The sequence below is a fragment of the Streptomyces sp. NPDC029122 genome (assembly GCF_055569445.1).
In genome coordinates this window covers 23,796-42,503 of record NZ_JBVHWK010000036.1, presented here as the reverse complement: position 1 = coordinate 42,503, position 18,708 = coordinate 23,796, and the positions used below count along the sequence as shown (strand labels likewise).

Sequence of the window (18,708 nt, the reverse complement as noted above, 5' to 3'; positions counted from 1 at the left end):
TCTACCGTCGGCCTCCATGATGACCCCTCTGGCCCGTCACCACGGCGTGCCTCCACGCGCCGTCCGTGCGCCCGGAGGGGCCGCGGGACGGGTCGGCGGACCTCTCGATCCGGCGAAACCAGGGCATACGCAGGAGGAAGGCGTGGCGCGAACCACAGAATGCGGTGCACGGCAGCCCTCGGCCCCGAAAGGGCCGGTGGGCTATTCTGGCGGCGTAGAGGATCCGGGCAACGTAGCCCCCGGGTCCTTTTGTGCTTTCAGCACGTTGAACGGACCGAGAACAGAGGTATCCATCCGGACCCCAGGGCGCGGGGACCGCGGCGGCTGCCAGGCACGACGTACGAAGCAGTACCACGCACGTCCTCGACGGGACCGAGGAGGAACCGACGTGATGGACCAGCGAAGCAAACAGGAGCAAGGCCGCCGGACCAGGGCAGGTGGTCGGGCATGAGCTCTCTCCTCCTGCTGACCAATGCCCTCCAGCCGTCGACCGAGGTGCTGCCCGCACTCGGCCTGCTGCTGCACAACGTCAGGGTGGCCCCCGCCGAGGGGCCGGCCCTGGTGGACACCCCCGGCGCGGACGTGATCCTCGTCGACGGCCGCCGCGACCTGCCGCAGGTGCGGTCGCTGTGCCAGCTGCTGCGGTCCACCGGACCGGGCTGCCCCCTGATCCTCGTCGTCACGGAAGGCGGCCTCGCCGCCGTCACCGCCGACTGGGGCATCGACGACGTACTCCTCGACACCGCCGGCCCCGCCGAGGTCGAGGCACGGCTGCGGCTGGCCACCGGCCGCCAGCAGCTCGGCTCGGACGACTCCCCCATGGAGATCCGCAACGGCGACCTCTCGGTCGACGAGGCGACGTACAGCGCGAAGCTGAAGGGGCGGGTCCTGGACCTCACCTTCAAGGAGTTCGAGCTCCTGAAGTACCTCGCCCAGCACCCGGGCCGGGTCTTCACCCGTGCGCAGCTCCTCCAGGAGGTGTGGGGCTACGACTACTTCGGCGGCACCCGCACGGTGGACGTCCACGTACGGCGGCTGCGCGCCAAGCTCGGCCCCGAGCACGAGTCCCTGATCGGTACCGTCCGCAACGTCGGCTACCGCTTCGTCACCCCGGAGAAGGTGGAGCGGGCGGCCGCCGAGGCCGCGGCGCAGGCGGCCGCCAAGCAGGCCCCGGCACAGGTCCCGGAGCGTACGGAGGAAGCCGTCCCCCGTTCGGAGGAAGCTCCTGTGACCATCCCGTCGGTCAAACACCCTGCCCAGAGGTAGGTCACCCCGCGTAGACTTCCGCGCGTGGCCAAGGTGACGCGGGATGACGTAGCGCGACTTGCGGGTACTTCTACCGCCGTCGTGAGCTACGTCATCAACAACGGACCCCGGCCGGTCGCCCCGGCCACGCGCGAGCGTGTACTCGCCGCGATCAAGGACCTGGGCTACCGCCCGGACCGGGTCGCGCAGGCGATGGCGTCCCGCCGCACCGACCTCATAGGCATGATCGTCCCCGACGCCCGCCAGCCGTTCTTCGCGGAGATGGCGCACGCGGTCGAGCAGGCCGCGGCCGAGCGCGGAAAGATGGTCCTGGTCGGGAACTCCGACTACCGGGACGAGCGCGAGGTCCACTACCTGCGTGCCTTCCTCGGCATGCGGGTGTCGGGACTGATCCTGGTCAGCCAGGGCATGAGCGAGCGCGCCGCGTCGGAGATCGACGCGTGGGACGCACGGGTGGTGCTGCTGCACGAGCGGCCCGAGGCGATCGACGACGTCGCGGTCGTCACCGACGACATCGGCGGTGCGCAGCTCGCCACCCGGCACCTCCTGGAGCACGGGCACGAGTACGTCGCCTGCATCGGCGGCATCGAGAACACCCCCTCCGTCGGCGACCCGGTGGCCGACCACGTCGAGGGCTGGCGCCGGGCCATGCTGGAGGCCGGGCGGTCGGTCGAGGGCCGGCTCATCGAGGCCCCGTACAACCGCTACGACGCGTACCGGGTCGCCCTGGAGGTCCTGGCCCGGCCCGACCGGCCGACGGCGATCTTCTGCGCGACGGACGACCAGGCCATCGGGGTGCTGCGCGCCGCCCGTGAGCTGCGCATCGACGTCCCCGAGCAGCTGGCGGTGGCCGGCTTCGACGACGTCAAGGAGGCGGCCCTCACGGACCCGCCGCTGACGACGATCGCCTCGGACCGCCCGGCGATGGCCCGCGCGGCGGTGGACCTCGTCCTGGACGACGCCCTCCGCGTGGCCGGCTCGCGCCGCGAGCGCCTGAAGCAGTTCCCGTCGGCCCTGGTGATCCGCCGCAGCTGCGGCTGCCGGTAGCGGCTCCTCGGGGTCGGGGGAGCGGTAGCCCCTCGGGCGGTGTCAGGGAGGGTCGGGGGTTTCCCGTCAGTCCCATCGTCCTTCCGGTTCGTGCCGGTCCCTCAAGGGCGCTCACTTCGTTCGCGTCGCTACGCGATGGCCTTCGGCCACCCTTGACCGACCGACCCGCCCCGGAAAGCCGAAAGACTGCCGGGAAGCCCCCGAAGGAACGGTCACGGGGCAGGAGCGGGAGGGGCGGGTCCCTCAGCGACGAGACGAGGGACCGGGGGGCACGGCCTGCCGGGCATCCGGGCCCCATGTCTCCGCTTCCGGGCCGGGGCGCGGCTACCTCCACTCCACGCTGACCAGATCCCCGGCGGAACACCCAAGCGCGCCAGATCGCTACGCGCTCCTCATGACATGGCGTCCGACGACCGTCCGGGGCTGATACCCGCACCAAATGTCGACCAGGACAGCGAGGGGAGCGGGTGGGCGCGACAGATCGCTACGCGCTTCTCTGATCTCGGCGTCCGACGGCCGTCCGGGGCTGGTCAAAGGCGGGCTCGACGTTGCCCACGGCCGTGGTGAACTCCCGACCGGAGGCGTTGCGGATGTAGGCGAGCTCCATCCAGCGCTCGACACCGGTGTCCGAGACGTTCTCGTTGATCACCGCCATCAGCACGCCCTCGACGCCGGAGGCGATGTCGCGGACGCGACGGCGGAGGAGCCGGTGGGGGACGTACTCGTATTGCTCACTCATCGGACACCTGTGATGAGCTGTTGAGGAAACGCATCCAGCCGGCACGGGCCCGGTCGAGCAGATCGGCGCTGGGCTCGACCAGGAAGGGCGCCTTCGCCGAGAGGCCGTCAGAAGTATCGGTGCGAGATGCATCGTGGGTGCAGCTGTGTTTGATGCGGTTGGTCACGGGTTACTCCCTGACGTCGTCAACGGGCGGTGGAACGAACTTCCGCCGGCGCTCCGGGCGTGACCCACCATGTGGGGTGGCGGCCGGGCCGAACCACTGCCGCGTCCTATAGGGCCGTCCTATATTTCGGGCATGGAGCCCAAGTTGGATGTGTGGGTGCACCCCGAACTGCGGGCGGCCGCAGCGGCCGAGGACTGGGCTGCCCTGCTGGGGACGTGGCGGAAGTTGACGCGCAGCAGCCAGAGCCGGCTCGGCGCCCTCGTGGGCCTGGCGCAGCCGGACGTCTCCGCCATCGAGAACCGGCGCCGCGCGGTGACCTCGGTCGAGGTGCGGCAGCGCATCATCGACGGGCTCGGCGTGCCGCCAGAACTGCTCGGAGCCCGGCACGAGGACCTGCCACTTCCCTCGCTCGTACTGCCCGGGTTGGTGTCAGGGTCTGACGCTGAGCGTCTGGCCGGGGTGAAAGAGGGTGGGCTGCGGCTGGATGCGGCTTCGGTCGACGCGATGGATGTCTTACTGGCCGCCCATCGGCGGGCCGAGGACACAGTCGGGTCGCGCACCGTTGCCCCGCTGGTGCTGGCACAGTTCCGGGAGGTGGTGGGGCTGTACGGACAGGCCCGGGGCGCTCTGGCGGACCGGGTGGTGAGGCTGCTGGCCGAGTATGCCCAGTTCCTGGCATGGATGGCACAGGACCAGGACGATGGGCCTGTCGCACTGGGGTGGTTCGACCGGTCCTACGACTGGGCGCTGGAATCCGGGTACGGCGACCTGGCGGCCACCACCCTGAGCATGAAGGCACACCTGGCGTGGTCGGGAGGCAGTGGGCGGCGTTGTGCGCGGCTGGGTGAGGCTGCTGCGTCGCTGTCAGGGGCGAGCGAGGCCACCAGGGCCATGGCAGTGCAGATGGCGGGGCGTGGGTACGCGCTGGAAGGTGAGCGCAACGAGGCGTACTCCCGACTGGACGAGGCTCAGAGGATCATCACCGGCGCCACCGACGCGCCGCCCTGGCTCTACTTCTACGGAGAGTCCTGGTTCGCGGCTCAGCGCGGTATGGCCGCCCTGCACCTGAAGGACTGGGACGGTGCGATCGTGCATCTGACGTCAGGACTGGCCGGCTTCGCCCCCTCATACCGCCGGGATCGGGCTTGGTACGGGTCCTGCCTGGCCCACGCCTACGCGGGCGCCGGAGAGGCCGAGGCCGCTCTGACCACCGCACTGGGTGTCATCCACGATGCCTCGGAAGTCGGCCGCCCCCATGCGTGGTCCGAACTGCACAAGGTGGGCGGCCTCCTGCTGCGCCGAGGGTCCCGGGAAGGCCGGACACTGGTGGACGCGCTCACCCGGCTCGACTGAGACACATCGGCGCCGCCCATCTGAAGCATGCGGCTCGCAGAGGAACTGTGAGCCGCAGGATGTCCGCGTGAGCTTTCTCTACGACTCGAAGGGGCACGTATGAGCGAGGGATTCGGCCTGGTCGTGCGCTTCTCCCTGCTCAATCGGGAAGCCGCGAAGGCATTCGACGAGCTGTGTGCGATCACTCTGGAGGGCATCAAGCGCACTGAGCCCGGCACGCTGACCTACGTCATCCACGCACCGGAAGGTGAGCCCTTGGTGCGCGTCTTCTACGAGCTCTACGCGGACCGTGCGGCTTTCGAGGCCCACGAGGCCCAGCCGCACACCAAGCACTTCCTCGCCCAGCGGGACCAGTACCTTGCCGGCGTCGAGGTCACGTTCCTCGACGCGATCGCTGGGAAGGTGGCGGCACGGCAGTGAATTCCGATGCGCGGCACGTGAGTAACAGCGTCCCATCGGACAGGGCAACGCCGCGCCACTCCGTGTCGGTTGCGGGAGCCGTGGTGCGTGATGACGGTCGGCTGCTGGCCATCCGCCGAGCTGACAACGGGACGTGGGAGCTGCCCGGCGGAGTACTGGAGCTGACGGAAACCCCGGAGGACGGGGTGTGCCGGGAAGTGCGTGAGGAGACCGGCATCCATGTCGAGGTGGACCACCTCACCGGTGTGTACAAGAACATTGCGGCTGGAGTGGTGGCATTGGTCTTCCGCTGCAAGCCTTCCGGCGGCACAGAACGCGTTTCTGGCGAAAGCACGGCAGTCCAGTGGCTCACACCCGACGAGGTGGCCGAGCGCATGTCCGAGGTCTACGCCATCCGACTCCTCGACGCCCTCGACGGCAGCAGCCCCCACGTACGAAGTCACGACGGGCATCGACTCCTCACAGACCAGCCCCGGACGGCGGCCGGTCGCCGGGATCAGAGAAGCGCGTAGCGATCTGACGCGCCCACCCGCTTCCCTCGCTGTCCCGGTCGACATCTGGTGCGGGTATCAGCCCCGGACGGTCGTCGGACGCCATGCCGAGGGAAGCGCGTAGCGATCTGACGCGCCCACCCGCTCCCCTCCCCGCTCTGGTCGGCACGGGGTGCGGGGGGCCGGGCCCCTGGCCGTGGGGCAGGCCTTCAGGGGCCCGGATGCCCGGCGGGCCGATGCCCGGTCCCTCGTCTCGTCGCTGAGGGACCCGTCCCCTCCCCTTGGACCGTGCCGTTCTTTTGGGGGGTTCCCGGCAGTCCTTGTCTTTCCGGGGCGGGACGGGCTGTCAAGGGTCGCCGAAGGCGATCACGCAGTGACGCGACGAAGGAGCGCCCTTGACGGGCCGGCACGAACCGGAAGGACGATGGGACTGACGGGAAACCCCCAAACCGGCCCTGATACCGCCCAAGGGGCTACCGCTCCCCCACCCCGCCCCGCCCCCCTCAGCTCTCCGTGCGGTACATCAGGTCGATCTCGTGCGTCGTGAAGCCCAGCCCCTCGTACACCGCCAGCGCTGCCGGGTTGTCCGCGTCCACGTACAGCATCGCCGTCGGCAGGCCCGACTCCGCCAGGTGGCGCAGGCCGATCGCCGTCAGGGCCTTGCCCAGGCCGCCGCCCTGGGCGCCCGGGCGGACGCCGACCACGTAGACCTCGCCGAGCTGCTCCTCGGCGTGGATCTTCGTCCAGTGGAAGCCGACCAGTTCGCCCTCCCGCTCCGCCAGGAAGAAGCCCTTGGCGTCGAACCACGGCTGCGCGATCCGGTCGTCCAGGTCCCGCTGCGTCAGCGCGCCCTGCTCCGGGTGGTGGGCGAAGGCGGCGGCGTTGGCGGCCAGCCAGGCGGCGTCGTCCTGGCCGGGGACGAAGGTGCGGACCGTCACCCCGGCCGGGAGCACCGGCACGGGCAGGGGTGCCGCGTCGGGGCCCAGGGGGCGGCGCAGCTGGCGCAGTTCGCGGAAGAGGGTCAGGCCGAGCACCTGCGCGAGGTGCCGGGCGGCGGACTTGCCGCCGTGGGCCCACACCCGGATCCGCTTGCCGGAGGCGTGCAGCAGGGCGGTGCCCAGGGCGCGGCCGTGGCCGCGGCCGCGCAGGGCGGGGTGGACGACGAGCTCGGCGGCGGGGGCCTCCACCGGGTCGGTGTCCTCCAGTTGCCCGTATCCGCACAGCCGGCCGCCGTCGGTGAGGAGGAAGTGCCGGATCCCCTCGCGCGGTCCCCCGCGCAGCTGGAGGCGTCCCTGCTCGGAGACGGCGGTGGTGCCGTCGGTGCGGGCCGCCTCCGTGATCAGCTCCAGTACGGAGTCGGCCTGCTCCTCCGTCAGTTCCTCAAGGATCTCAATCTGCCGTCCCGGCTCCAGGGCCGCTGCTGCGTCAGTCATGTTCCGAGCCTACGGCGCCGCCGCCCGGGGGCCGTGCGTAACCAGCTCGCAACCCGATACCCCCTGTCGTGCTACGCGCGTTGACCTTAGGCTGCGAGGCACTCCCAACTTGTCTCGCTGTCCACAAAGGGGACTAAATGTCAGCGAAGCCACAACGGCCCCGTTCGGCCCGCCGGTTGACCTTCGGCGCCCTCGCCCTCACGGCGGGTGCCGGCGCGCTGGTCGCCGCCGCACTGCCGGCCGGTGCCGCGAGTGGTGGCGGTACGCCTCCCAAGGGCCGGACCGTCGACGTACAGATGCTCTCGTTCAACGACTTCCACGGCACGCTGGAGCCCCCGCAGGGCTCCTCCGGCACCGTGAGCGAACGTCAGGCAGACGGCACCACCAAAGCAATACCGGCGGGCGGGGTCGAGTACCTCGCCACCAGCCTGCGCGAGGCCCGCAAGGGCCACGAGTACTCCGTCACGGCCGCGGCCGGTGACATGATCGGCGGCAGCCCGATGCTGTCCGGTCTCTTCCACGACGAGCCGACCGTCGAGGCGCTCAACAAGCTGAACCTCGACGTGTCGAGCGTGGGCAACCACGAGTTCGACGAGGGCCGGGCCGAGCTGCGCCGGATGGCGTACGGCGGCTGTCACCCGGTCGAAGGGTGCTTCGAGTACGGCAAGACCTTCACCGGGGCGCAGTTCCCGTACCTCGCGGCGAACGTCACGGACGAGAAGACCAAGCGTCCGATGATGTCGCCCACCTTCGTCTGGAAGAAGGGGGAGGTGAAGATCGGCTTCATCGGCGTCACCCTGGAGGGCACGCCGGACGTCGTCACCGCCGAGGGCGTCAAGGGCCTGAAGTTCGCCGACGAGGTCGAGACGATCAACAAGTACGCGGCCGAGCTGAACAAGCAGGGCGTGAAGTCGATCGTGGCGCTGATCCACGAGGGCGGCCTGCCCGCGAGCGGCGCGTACAACTACGACTGCGACGTGCCGGGCGCCGGCGCCGGCATCTCGGGTGCGATCGTCGACATCGCCAAGAACGTCGACGCGAAGGTCGACGCGCTGGTGACGGGTCACACGCACCAGGCGTACTCCTGCAACATCCCCGACCCGGCGGGCAACCCGCGCACGGTGACCTCGGCCGCCTCCCTGGGCCGTCTGTACACGGACACCACGCTGACGTACGACCGGGCGACGAAGGACATCGTCCGTACGCCGGTCATGTCGCCGAAGCCGGTGAACAAGGTCGTCGGCCGTGAGCAGCCGAAGGCCCCGGACATGTCCGAGCTGATCACCCGCTGGAAGGAGCTCGCCGCCCCGGTGGCGAACCGTCCGATGGGCTACATCTCGGCCGACATCCCGGGCCGCGGTCTGGACGCGCCGGAGAAGCCGCTCGGCGACCTGATCGCCGACGCGCAGCTGGAGGCCACCGCCCCGGCGGACAAGGGCGGCGCGCAGCTGGCCATCATGAACCCGGGCGGCATCCGCTCCGACCTGGCCTACAAGGCCTCGGGCGAGGAGGGCGACGGGGTCGTCACGTACGGCGAGTCGTACACGGTCCAGCCGTTCAACAACCTGATGAACATCGTGGACCTGACCGGCGCGCAGCTGATCACCGCGCTCCAGCAGCAGGTCAGCGGCCCGGTCAACGGGGCCAACCCGAAGATCCTCCAGGTGTCGAAGGGCTTCACCTACACCCTGGACATGACGAAGACGGGCGCGGACCGCGTCGTCGTGGACTCGGTGAAGCTGAACGGCGCGGCGATCGACCCCGCCAAGACGTACCGGGTCGTGATGAACGAGTTCCTCGCGGGCGGCGGCGACGGGTTCACCGTCCTGAAGGAGCACAAGAACAAGCTGGTGGGCGCGTCCGACCTGGACGCCTTCAACGCCTACCTGGCGAAGTCGACGGCTGCGAGCCCGATCGCCCCGCCGGCGGCCGACCGGATCACGGTCGTCAAGTAGCGGTACGCGGGTGCGTTCCCGAGGGGGCGGTGGGCCGGACGGCCCGCCGCCCCCTCGGGCTTTTCCCGCCCCTCCCCCCGCACCCCCGTGCCGGAGGGGGCGGGGGCGTCAGAGGGTCGCCAGGAACGCCGCGACGGCCGCGTGGAAGCCCTCCGGGTCCGTGAAGGGCACGAAGTGGTCGCCGTCGAGGGCGGTGTACGAGGTCCCCGGGCGCCGGGCGACCATGGCGTCGGCGACGGTCTGCGTGAGCGCCCGGCTGTGGCGGCCGTGGATCAGCAGCGCGGGGCAGTTGCTCGCGAGCCAGGTGTCCCAGTGGTCGCCCTCGCAGGAGCGGATGGAGTCGAGCATGTCCTCGCCGTTGAAGGCCAGGCGCCAGCCGCTCCCGTCGGCCAGGGGGCGCACCCCGTCGGCGACGAACGGCAGGGCGGCCGGGTCCACGGCGGCGAGGAGCTCCTCGCGGGTGGGCGCGGTGTAGGGGAGGGCTTCGAGGAAGTCGAACCACTGCGGTCCGGCGGGGGTGCGGATGTCGATGGTGGCGTCCACGCCGATCAGGGCGCCGACCCGGCCGGGGTGGGCGGCGGCCAGGTGGTAGGCGTTGAGCCCGCCGAGGGAGTAGCCGAGGACGGTGACGGGCCCGGTGAGCCCGAGATGGTCGAGGAGGGCGACGGCGTCGGTGACGTACCCCTCGCGGCGGTAGTGGGGGGCCCGGTCGGAGTCGCCGTGGCCGCGCTGGTCGGGAGCGATGACCCGCCACCGGTCGCCGAGGGCGGCGGCCAGGCCGGTGAGGGCGGCGGCTTCGGACATCCCGCCGTGGAGGGCGAGGAGCGGGCGGCCGGTGCCGCCCGGGTCCAGGTACGACAGTGTGCGTCCTTCGATGTCCAGCGTGTTGCGCATGTCCGGTTCTCCCCGTTCGTGGACCGCGGTGGTGTGGTGACGGCATCACCCTGCCAGGAGTTGGGCAAGCGCGCAATACGACCGTCTTGCACGCTTGCCCAATTCCGGGCGCACGGCACGCCGCGGGGGCGCGGATACCATCCGGGACATGGGAAATCGCGAGGACCTGCTGGCCGGCGCGCGCCGCTGCTTGGAGGAGAAGGGGTACGCGCGCACCACCGTGCGCGACATCGCCTCGGCCGCCGGGGTGAGCATGGCCGCCATCGGCTACCACTTCGGATCCCGCGAGGCGCTGCTCAACCAGGCGCTGTTCGCCGCCATGGACGACTGGGCCGCCGGCTCCGGCCGGCTCGCCGGGCAGGGCCGCACCGCGGCCGAGCGGTACGCCGACACCTGGGACCGCAAGAGCCGCGACTTCCTCGACATGCGCTGGCTGTGGATCGCCAACATCGAGGCCTTCGTGCACGCCCAGTCCTCGCCCGAGCTGCTCGCGGTCCTCGCCGAGGGCCAGCGCCGGTCCCGGCGGATGGTGGCCGCGCAGCTGGCCGGGGTGTCCGAGGAGGACGTCACCGAGGAGGACGTACGGGCCCTCGGGTCCGTGCACCTGGCCCTGCTCAGCGGGGTGATGGTGCAGGCCCTGACCGACTCCGAACAGGCCCCGACGGGGCGTGAGCTCACCCAAGGGCTGCGCAGGATGGTGGAGTTGCTGGAGGATCCGGAGCCTACCGACGGGTAGTAAACGCGGGTTCCGCACGCCATAATCCGGTCCCATCACCGGATCGGCAAAGGGGCGGGGCATGGCATGGGACCGGCGGGCATTTCTGGCGGGGGCGACGGCCGCGGGCGCGGGCGCGCTCCTCGGACTGGGGACGGCGGCCCCCGCCTCCGCGCGCGCACTCGGCACCCAGGACTGGATGGCCGGCCTCGCCGACTCCACCGCCCTCCAGCGGATGACCATCCCCGGCACCCACGACTCCGGGGCCCGCCAGGGCGGCCTGTACGTCGCCTGCCAGAACACCTCGGTCGCCGAGCAGCTCGGCTCCGGGATCCGCTTCCTGGACGTCCGCTGCCGGGTGACCGGCGGCTCGTTCGCCATCCACCACGGCTCGTTCTACCAGGGCCTGATGTTCGGCGACGTCCTCACCGACTGCTGGAACTTCCTCGCCGCGCACCCCTCGGAGACGGTGCTGATGCGGGTCAAGCAGGAGTACTCCTCCGACAGCGACGCCGCCTTCCGCGCCGTCTTCGACGACTACCTCGACAACCGGGGCTGGCGCCCGCTCTTCCGCATCTCCGACACCCTGCCCTCGCTCGGGCAGGCCCGCGGCAAGGTCGTCCTCCTCGCCGACAACGCCGGCCTGCCCGGCCTGCGCTACGGCGACGGCGCCGTCTTCGACATCCAGGACGACTACAACACCGAGCCCTTCGCCAAGCGCGGCCGCATCGAGGACCACTTCCGCAAGGCGGTCCAGCAGCCCGGCAAACTCTTCGTCAACTACGTGAGCACCGCCGCGTACATGCCCCCGCGCTGGAACTCCGACCGGCTCAACCCGCAGGTCCACGCCTTCGTCGACGGCACGGAGCTGTCCGGCCGCACCGGCCTCGGCATCGTCCCGATGGACTTCCCGAACACCCGCTCCGGCCTGGTCGCCTCACTGATCCGGCACAACTGACGGCCGTGCCCCGGCCCCCGCCGCGGGCCGCGAGGACGGCGGCGGCGCCGGGGCGCCCGGGATGCGCAGGACCGCCTCCGTGCCGCCCGCCCCGTCCGCGGCGGCGCGCAGCTCGGCGGTGCCGCCCGAGCGGGCGGCCGTACGCGCCACGATGGACAGCCCCAGCCCGCTGCCGGGCAGGGCCCGGGCCGACTCCGAACGCCAGAACCGCTCGAAGACGTACGGGAGGTCCTCGGGCGGGACGCCCGGCCCGTGGTCGCGCACGGTCAGCTCGCCCGCGTGCAGCGAGACCTCCACCGCGCCACCCGGCGGGCTGAACTTCACGGCGTTGTCCAGCAGGTTGACCACCGCCCGCTCCAGCGCCGCCGCCTCGCCCCGTACGTACCAGGGCTCCAGGGCCGAGCCGAACCGCAGCTCGGGTCCGCGCAGCCGGGCCCTCGACAGGGCCGAGGCCACGATCGCGTGCAGGGCCACCACCCCGAGCGGGGCGTGCGGGGCCGCGTCCGGGCGGGACAGCTCCTGGAGGTCCCCGATCAGCGCGGCGAGCTCCGTCATCTGCGCCTTGACCGAGGCGAGCAGCTCCCTGCGGTCCTCGGGCGGGATGGCCCGGCCCGTCTCCTCGCTGCGCGCGAGCAGCTCGATGTTGGTGCGCAGCGAGGTGAGCGGTGTGCGCAGCTCGTGCCCGGCGTCCGCGATCAGCTGGGCCTGGCGCTCCTGGGAGGAGGCGAGGGCGGCGGTCATCGAGTTGAAGGACCGCGACAGGCGGGCGATCTCGTCGTCGCCCTCGTCCGGGATGCGCACCGTCAGGTCCTCGGTACGGGCGACGTGCTCGACGACGCCGGTGAGCTCGTCGACGGGCCGCAGCCCGGTACGGGCCACCCACAGCCCGGCCGCGCCGGCGCCGACGACACCGATGCCGGAGACCAGCAGCAGCACCCAGGCCAGGGTGGACAGGGGCTTGTCGATGTCGGCGAGGGGCTTGGCGATGGAGATCGCGAAGCGCTGGCCTCCGGCGAGGCTGGCGGAGCGGGTGTAGACCCGCATGCCGGTGCCGTCGTCGGTCGTCACGTCGTGCAGCCTGCTGGCGTTCGGCGTCACCGCGACCTCCAGGTCGGCCCGGGTGACCGGCAGGTCCCGCCGGCCGTCGACCAGGCAGCGGCCGCCGTCGGCGGTGACGATCTGGACCGTGGCGTTCAGTTCCTCGGCGATGTTCGGGGAGGTCTGGGCCGGCCGGTTCGCACATCCCTCGCGCAGGGTCCGCAGCACCTGCTCGTTGGGGTTGGTGCCCCTCAGCGACCGGTTGAGCTGGTCGTTCAGCTGCGCCCGGACCATCACCCAGGACACCCCCGCCACCGCCGCCACGGCGACCGCCACCGCGACGGTGACCAGCAGCGCGAGCCGCGAGCGCAACGGCAGGGCGCGGAACCGGGCGGCCGGACCCGTCATTCGGGCCCGCCCTCGCCGACGCGCAGGACGTACCCCACCCCGCGCACGGTGTGGACCAGCCGCGGCTCGCCGCCCGCCTCGGTCTTGCGGCGCAGGTACATCACGTAGACGTCCAGGGAGTTGGAGCTCGGCTCGAAGTCGAAGCCCCAGACCGTCTTGAGGATCTGCTCGCGCGTCAGCACCTGGCGCGGGTGCGCCAGGAACATCTCCAGCAGGGTGAACTCCGTACGCGTCAGCTCCACCGGGCGCCCGCCGCGGGTGACCTCGCGGGTGGCGAGGTCCATGCGCAGGTCGCCGAAGGCGAGGGAGTCCCCGTCCGGTTCCCGGCCGGCGGCGGGGGCGGTGTACGAGCTGCGGCGCAGCAGCGCGCGGACCCGGGCGAAGAGCTCGTCCAGCTCGAAGGGCTTCACCAGGTAGTCGTCGGCGCCCGCGTCGAGGCCGGTGACGCGGTCGCCGACGGTGTCGCGGGCGGTCAGCATCAGCACCGGCGTGACGCTGCCGGAGGCGCGCAGCCGGCGGGCCGCCGTCAGCCCGTCCATCCGGGGCATCTGGATGTCGAGGACGATCAGGTCGGGGGTGTACGAGGCCGCCCGGTCGAGGGCGTCGAGCCCGTCGACGGCCGTCGCGACGGCGTAGCCCTCGAAGGCGAGGCTGCGGCGCAGGGCCTCACGTACGGCCGGCTCGTCGTCCACGACGAGGATCCGCTGCGGTTCGCCTTCTGCGCCGGTGGTGGCGGCTGCGGCCATGGTGGGCTCCCCCAGGGGTGGTCGGTCGGTGCGCGGGGCACGTCCCAGGGTGTCAGAAGGAGGTGCCGAAGCCGGTGGCGCCGCTGTCGGCGCCGCCGCTCCCGGCGCCCCCCTTCCGGAGGGAGTCGAGGTCGGCCTTGAGGGTGTTGACGGGGATGGCGAAGCCGAGGCCGACGCTGCCGGCACCGGCGCCGTCGGCGGCCGGGGAGTAGATCGCGGAGGGCATTCCGACGACCTCGCCGTTCATGTTGACGAGGGCGCCGCCGGAGTTGCCGGGGTTGAGGGAGGCGTCGGTCTGGATGGCCTTGTACGAGGTGGTGCTGGAGCCGGTGTCGCCGTTGAACTGCCGGCCCTCGAAGGAGAACGGCCAACCGCCGGGCTGCCGCTGCGGGGCCTGCTGCCGGTCGTCGGACCTCGGCACGTTCACCTCCCGGTTCAGGGCCGAGACGATGCCGCTGGTGACGGTGCCGGTGAGGCGGTCGGGGGAGCCGATGGCGACGACCTGGTCACCGACCTTGAGCCGGTCGGAGTCGCCGAGCTCGGCGGGCCTGAGGCCGCTCGCGCCCTGGAGCCTGATGAGCGCGAGGTCCTTGCCGGGATCGGTCCCGACCACCTTGGCCTGGTACTTCTTCCCGTCGCTCATCGTCACCTCGATCTCGGAGGCACCGTTGACGACGTGGTTGTTGGTGGCGACCTCGCCGTCGGCGGTGAGCACGATGCCCGAGCCGGTGCCCTGACCGGAGCCGGTGCGGGTGTCGATGCGGACGACGGACGGGCTGACCTGCTCGGAGACCCCCGAGACGGTGCCGTTGCTGGACTGCGAGACGTTGGTACCGCTGAAGCCGCCGCCCGTGGACGCGCCCCGCCCGAGGAGCTCCTGCACGGCGACGGCCGACCCGCCGCCGATCACGGCCGCCGCGAGGGCGACGGCGGCGAGCAGCGCGACGGGGCGCCCGGCGCGGGCCGCGTGCGCGGGCCCGGTGGCGGGCCCGGCGGGCGGCCCCGCGGGGAGGGCCTCGCCGCGGAGCACCGGCGGCTGGTGCGCCTCGTGCCAGCCGGGGGCCGGGGCGGCCGGCGGATACGGGGGCGGCGGCGGAAGGGCCCCGGCCCCGGCATCCCGCGCCAGCCGCTCGCGCCCCCGCAGCCAGTCGTCCCCGAAGGGCGCGCCGTGGCGGTCCGGGCCGTTCTCCTGGTTCTGCTGGGGGTACTCGCCTTCGCGGCGGAAGCTCTCGGTCATGCCTCCGACTCTGTCCGCGGATCATGAAAGCATTCTGAGTCCCGGCTGAGAAGCCCGACAGAACCGCGTATGCCCGATATAAAGCCCCGCCCGCCGGAAGGCCCGCCGAAGGCCCGCCCGGGCGCGGGAAAGGCGCACCCGCCCCCGCCGCGTGCGCCAGGCGGACCCCGAAAGCCATACGCCATTAACCGGGCATTCAGACGCGCTTGCGAGTCTCCCGGCATGCAGCCCCGACTCCGCCTGACGGCAGACACTTCCGACGCGCCTGTCCTGCCGCGTGCGCGGAAGAATGGAGTCATGAGCCACCAGCCCAGCGCAGGCCCCGCCGGGGTCCCCGCCCAGCACCCGTCTCACACCCCCGCAACCGGAAGCGGCAGCACCGGCGACGCCGGCAACGGCACCGGCACCGGCAAGCCCCGCCTCGGTTCCATAGCCGCCCACCGCCCCCACGCGGCCCGCGTGGTCGGCCACGTCGACCTCGATCCCGACCTCGACGCCGACCTGGACGCGTACGAGGACAAGGACGAGACCGGCGAGCTCCCCGCGAACCGGTTCCTCGACCGGGAGCGCAGCTGGCTGGCCTTCAACGAGCGGGTGCTCGAGCTCGCCGAGGACCCCGCCACCCCGCTCCTGGAGCGCGCCAACTTCCTGGCGATCTTCGCGAGCAACCTCGACGAGTTCTTCATGGTCCGCGTCGCCGGCCTCAAGCGCCGCATCGCGACCGGCGTCGCCACCCGTTCGGCCTCAGGTCTCCAGCCCCGCGAGGTGCTGGACCTGATCTGGACCCGCTCGCGCGAGCTCATGGCCCGGCACGCCGCCTGCTTCCAGCACGACATCGCCCCCCAGCTCGCGGAGGAGGGCATCCACCTCATCCGGTGGCCCGACCTCACCGAGAAGGAGCAGGCCCGCCTCTTCACCCTGTTCCGCAACCAGATCTTCCCGGTGCTCACCCCGCTGGCCGTGGACCCCGCGCACCCGTTCCCGTACATCTCCGGCCTCTCCCTCAACCTGGCCGTCGTCGTGCGCAACCCCGTCAGCGGCCACCGCCACTTCGCCCGGGTCAAGGTCCCGCCGATCCTCTCCCGCTTCCTGGAGGCCTCCCCGCAGCGCTACGTCCCCCTGGAGGACGTCATCGCCGCGCACCTGGAGGAGCTGTTCCCCGGCATGGAGGTGCTCGCGCACCACATGTTCCGCGTGACCCGCAACGAGGACCTGGAGGTCGAGGAGGACGACGCCGAGAACCTCCTCCAGGCCCTGGAGAAGGAGCTCATGCGGCGCCGCTTCGGCCCGCCCGTGCGCCTGGAGGTGGAGGAGTCCATCGACCCCGGCGTCCTGGACCTCCTCGTCCAGGAGCTGAAGGTCAGCGCCGCCGAGGTGTACCCGCTGCCCGGCCCGCTCGACCTGACCGCGCTCTTCGGCATCTCCTCCCTGGACCGGCCCGAGCTGAAGTACCCCAAGTTCGTGGCCGGCACCCACCGCGACCTCGCCGAGGTGGAGTCCGCGTCCGCGCCCGACATATTCGCCGCGCTGCGCGAGCGCGACGTACTGCTCCACCACCCGTACGACTCCTTCTCCACCTCCGTACAGGCCTTCCTGGAACAGGCCGCCGGGGACCCGGACGTCCTCGCGATCAAGCAGACCCTGTACCGGACCTCCGGTGACTCCCCGATAGTGGACGCGCTGATCGACGCCGCCGAGTCCGGCAAGCAGGTCCTCGTCCTCGTGGAGCTCAAGGCCCGCTTCGACGAGCAGGCCAACATCAAGTGGGCGCGCAAGCTGGAGGAGTCCGGCTGCCACGTCGTCTACGGCCTCGTCGGCCTCAAGACCCACTGCAAGCTCTCCCTCGTCGTCCGGCAGGAGGGCGACACCCTGCGCCGCTACAGCCACGTCGGCACCGGCAACTACCACCCCAAGACCGCCCGCCTGTACGAGGACCTCGGCCTGCTCACCGCCGACCCGCAGGTCGGCGCGGACCTCTCGGACCTCTTCAACCGGCTGTCCGGCTACTCCCGCCGCGAGACCTACCGCCGGCTGCTGACCGCCCCCAAGTCCCTGCGCGACGGGCTGATCTCCCGCATCGACAAGGAGGCCGACCACCACCGGGCGGGCCGCCCGGCGTCGGTCCGGCTGAAGATGAACTCGATCGTCGACGAGGCCCTCATCGACTCCCTCTACCGGGCCTCCCGCGCGGGCGTCCCCATCGACATCTGGGTGCGCGGCATCTGCGCCGTGCGCCCCGGCGTCCCGGGGCTGTCGGAGAACATACGGGTCCGCTCGATCCTCGGCCGCTTCCTGGAGCACTCCCGGGTCTTCGCCTTCGGCAACGGCGGCGAACCCGAGGTGTGGATCGGCAGCGCCGACATGATGCACCGCAACCTCGACCGCCGCATCGAGGCACTGGTCAGGGTCACCGACCCGGCCCACCGCGCGGCACTGGACCGGATGCTGGAGACCGGCATGTCCGACGCCACCTCCTCCTGGCACCTGGGCCCGGACGGCGAATGGACCCGGCACAGCACCGACGCCGAAGGCCAGCCGCTGCGGCACGTACAGGAGATGCTCATAGACGCCCGGAGGCGCCGGCGTGGCTCTGCCAAACCATGACGACCTGACCGCGGGTGACGTGCTCGGCGCGTACCTGCGCTCCCAGGCCACCGCTTTCCTGCGCGCGCTGCGCCTGCACGACGCGGGCGCGGCGGGCGGCTCCGACTCCGCCGAGAGCAGCGGGGCGGCGTACGGCCTGCGGGGCGCGGCGCGCCGCATCGCCGGCTCGCTGAGCACGTTCCGGCCGGTCACCGAGCCGGGCTGGGCGGACTCCCTGCGCACGGAGCTGGTCTGGCTGTCCGCCACCCTGGCCGACGAGCACGCCCACGCCGCCCGGCTGTCCCGGCTGCTGGAGGCCCTCCAGCGGCTGTCGGGCTCCCCCGACCTGCCCGCGCCGCGGGGCGGGGCGGGCGCCCCGGGCGCCCTCACGGTGGGCTCGGCGCGGGCGGGCGCCCTGCTGGAGCGCCGGCTCACCCTGGCGCGCACCCGGGCGCACTCGGCCACCCTCCAGGCCCTCGGGTCGTCCCGCTTCCACGCGGTGGCGGACGCGGTCGCGGTGCTGGCCTCGGAGGTGCCGCTGGACCCGGCGGCCGCCCGGGGCCGGGCCGGGGACGTGCTCGAACCGCTGGCGGAGCTCACCGGCGCCCGCCTCGCGGGGGCCGTCGCCGCCCTGCCCGCCGCGCAGGGCACCCCGTACGCGGCGCACGAGGACGCCGCCTGGCACGAGGTACGCCGCCTGCTGCGGGTGCACCGGTACGCGCGGGAGGCCCTGGGCGGGGACGTGGCCCGGCTCTCGGCGGCGGGCGAGGTGCTGGACCTGCACCGAGACGCCGCGGAGGCCGCCACGGCCTCGGCGGCGGCCGCCCGCACCCCGCGCATCGCCCCGGCGACCGCGTACGCCCTCGGCGTGCTGCACGCCGACCAGCGCCACGCGGTGGAGGCGGCCCGCCGCGCCTTCCACCGCGTCTGGCACCCCGCCCCGGCCGGGGCCGTCCTCCACCCGTAGCGCCCCGCCGGGCCGGGCCGGGGCACCGGCGGGATCCGGCCATGCCCGCGCACGCGCCCGGGAAGAGGCAACCGCGTCGTAACGGGCGGATAACGCCCGATTGCGCCCCGGCGCAAACCACCCCATCCGCACCAGGCCGTCCGCCACGGTTCACCCCCCGTTCACCAAGCGCGGTCGACGGCTTCACCTGTTCTGCCTAATTTCGATAGTGCACAGTGCGAGCCGATCGGGAAAACGCGGCGCCGCACCCCACAGCCCCGTAGTCCTCTTCGCACGCCGCCCCGATACAGAA

17 protein-coding genes are annotated in these 18,708 nt (G+C 72.2%); 10 read left to right on the top strand and 7 right to left on the bottom strand.

Annotated features, from left to right (window positions below; all coding sequences use genetic code 11):
• Positions 1-447: 447 nt before the first annotated feature.
• Positions 448-1,266 (top strand): response regulator transcription factor, encoded by an 819-nt coding sequence (locus ACZ4WZ_RS30330; protein ID WP_467895576.1) that lies wholly within the window; start codon positions 448-450, stop codon positions 1,264-1,266.
• A 24-nt stretch (positions 1,267-1,290) separates the two neighbouring features.
• Positions 1,291-2,313 (top strand): LacI family DNA-binding transcriptional regulator, encoded by a 1,023-nt coding sequence (locus tag ACZ4WZ_RS30325; protein ID WP_388942551.1) that lies wholly within the window; start codon positions 1,291-1,293, stop codon positions 2,311-2,313.
• 484 nt (positions 2,314-2,797) lie between these two features.
• Here the strand turns inward: ACZ4WZ_RS30325 and ACZ4WZ_RS30320 are convergent, their stop codons facing one another.
• Positions 2,798-3,052, bottom strand: coding sequence for a hypothetical protein (locus ACZ4WZ_RS30320; RefSeq protein WP_467895573.1), 255 nt, complete (start codon positions 3,050-3,052; stop codon positions 2,798-2,800).
• Positions 3,045-3,218, bottom strand: a complete 174-nt coding sequence (locus ACZ4WZ_RS30315; protein ID WP_467895570.1) for a hypothetical protein — start codon at positions 3,216-3,218, stop codon at positions 3,045-3,047. Before ACZ4WZ_RS30315 ends, ACZ4WZ_RS30320 begins: the two co-directional genes overlap by 8 nt.
• A 132-nt stretch (positions 3,219-3,350) precedes the next feature.
• On the opposite strand from ACZ4WZ_RS30315, the gene ACZ4WZ_RS30310 reads away from it, so the two are divergent.
• From ACZ4WZ_RS30310 to ACZ4WZ_RS30300, 3 genes are all read left to right on the top strand, one after another.
• Positions 3,351-4,571 carry a helix-turn-helix domain-containing protein gene (locus ACZ4WZ_RS30310; protein ID WP_467895568.1) on the top strand — a complete coding sequence of 407 codons (1,221 nt, stop codon included), beginning with the start codon at positions 3,351-3,353 and terminating at the stop codon, positions 4,569-4,571.
• Positions 4,572-4,670: 99 nt separating this feature from the next.
• Positions 4,671-4,991, top strand: coding sequence for a putative quinol monooxygenase (locus tag ACZ4WZ_RS30305; protein WP_467895566.1), 321 nt, complete (start codon positions 4,671-4,673; stop codon positions 4,989-4,991).
• A gap of 62 nt (positions 4,992-5,053) precedes the next feature.
• Positions 5,054-5,503 carry an NUDIX hydrolase gene (locus ACZ4WZ_RS30300; protein WP_467895679.1) on the top strand — a complete coding sequence of 150 codons (450 nt, stop codon included), beginning with the start codon at positions 5,054-5,056 and terminating at the stop codon, positions 5,501-5,503.
• Between the two features lie 482 nt (positions 5,504-5,985).
• Here the strand turns inward: ACZ4WZ_RS30300 and mshD are convergent, their stop codons facing one another.
• Positions 5,986-6,915 (bottom strand): mycothiol synthase, encoded by a 930-nt coding sequence (gene mshD, locus ACZ4WZ_RS30295; protein ID WP_467895563.1) that lies wholly within the window; start codon positions 6,913-6,915, stop codon positions 5,986-5,988.
• A gap of 137 nt (positions 6,916-7,052) precedes the next feature.
• Here mshD and ACZ4WZ_RS30290 point away from each other — a divergent pair, with 137 nt between their 5' ends.
• Complete coding sequence (locus ACZ4WZ_RS30290; protein WP_467895560.1) at positions 7,053-8,870, top strand: bifunctional metallophosphatase/5'-nucleotidase; 1,818 nt, start codon at positions 7,053-7,055, stop codon at positions 8,868-8,870.
• Between the two features lie 108 nt (positions 8,871-8,978).
• Here ACZ4WZ_RS30290 and ACZ4WZ_RS30285 read toward each other — a convergent pair whose 3' ends face one another.
• Positions 8,979-9,764, bottom strand: coding sequence for an alpha/beta fold hydrolase (locus tag ACZ4WZ_RS30285; protein WP_467895557.1), 786 nt, complete (start codon positions 9,762-9,764; stop codon positions 8,979-8,981).
• Between the two features lie 148 nt (positions 9,765-9,912).
• On the opposite strand from ACZ4WZ_RS30285, the gene ACZ4WZ_RS30280 reads away from it, so the two are divergent.
• The gene (locus ACZ4WZ_RS30280; protein ID WP_467895554.1) at positions 9,913-10,500 is read left to right on the top strand and encodes a TetR/AcrR family transcriptional regulator; all 588 of its coding nucleotides are present in this window, start codon (positions 9,913-9,915) and stop codon (positions 10,498-10,500) included.
• Positions 10,501-10,561: 61 nt separating this feature from the next.
• Positions 10,562-11,437, top strand: coding sequence for a phosphatidylinositol-specific phospholipase C (locus tag ACZ4WZ_RS30275; protein ID WP_467895552.1), 876 nt, complete (start codon positions 10,562-10,564; stop codon positions 11,435-11,437).
• Here the strand turns inward: ACZ4WZ_RS30275 and ACZ4WZ_RS30270 are convergent.
• From ACZ4WZ_RS30270 to ACZ4WZ_RS30260, 3 genes are read right to left on the bottom strand one after another with little or no spacing between them, the layout of a single operon-like run.
• The gene (locus tag ACZ4WZ_RS30270; RefSeq protein WP_467895549.1) at positions 11,417-12,883 is read right to left on the bottom strand and encodes a sensor histidine kinase; all 1,467 of its coding nucleotides are present in this window, start codon (positions 12,881-12,883) and stop codon (positions 11,417-11,419) included. The genes ACZ4WZ_RS30275 and ACZ4WZ_RS30270 overlap by 21 nt on opposite strands.
• Positions 12,880-13,629 (bottom strand): response regulator transcription factor, encoded by a 750-nt coding sequence (locus ACZ4WZ_RS30265; protein WP_467895546.1) that lies wholly within the window; start codon positions 13,627-13,629, stop codon positions 12,880-12,882. The genes ACZ4WZ_RS30270 and ACZ4WZ_RS30265 overlap by 4 nt, the downstream gene beginning before the upstream one ends.
• A gap of 52 nt (positions 13,630-13,681) precedes the next feature.
• Positions 13,682-14,866, bottom strand: a complete 1,185-nt coding sequence (locus ACZ4WZ_RS30260; protein ID WP_467895544.1) for a S1C family serine protease — start codon at positions 14,864-14,866, stop codon at positions 13,682-13,684.
• A 297-nt stretch (positions 14,867-15,163) separates the two neighbouring features.
• On the opposite strand from ACZ4WZ_RS30260, the gene ACZ4WZ_RS30255 reads away from it, so the two are divergent.
• Positions 15,164-17,470, top strand: a complete 2,307-nt coding sequence (locus tag ACZ4WZ_RS30255) for an RNA degradosome polyphosphate kinase (protein WP_467895541.1) — start codon at positions 15,164-15,166, stop codon at positions 17,468-17,470.
• On the top strand, positions 17,451-18,416 hold the full coding sequence (locus ACZ4WZ_RS30250) for a CHAD domain-containing protein (protein WP_467895538.1): 966 nt from the start codon (positions 17,451-17,453) through the stop codon (positions 18,414-18,416). The genes ACZ4WZ_RS30255 and ACZ4WZ_RS30250 overlap by 20 nt, the downstream gene beginning before the upstream one ends.
• The last annotated feature ends 292 nt before the right edge of the window (positions 18,417-18,708 follow it).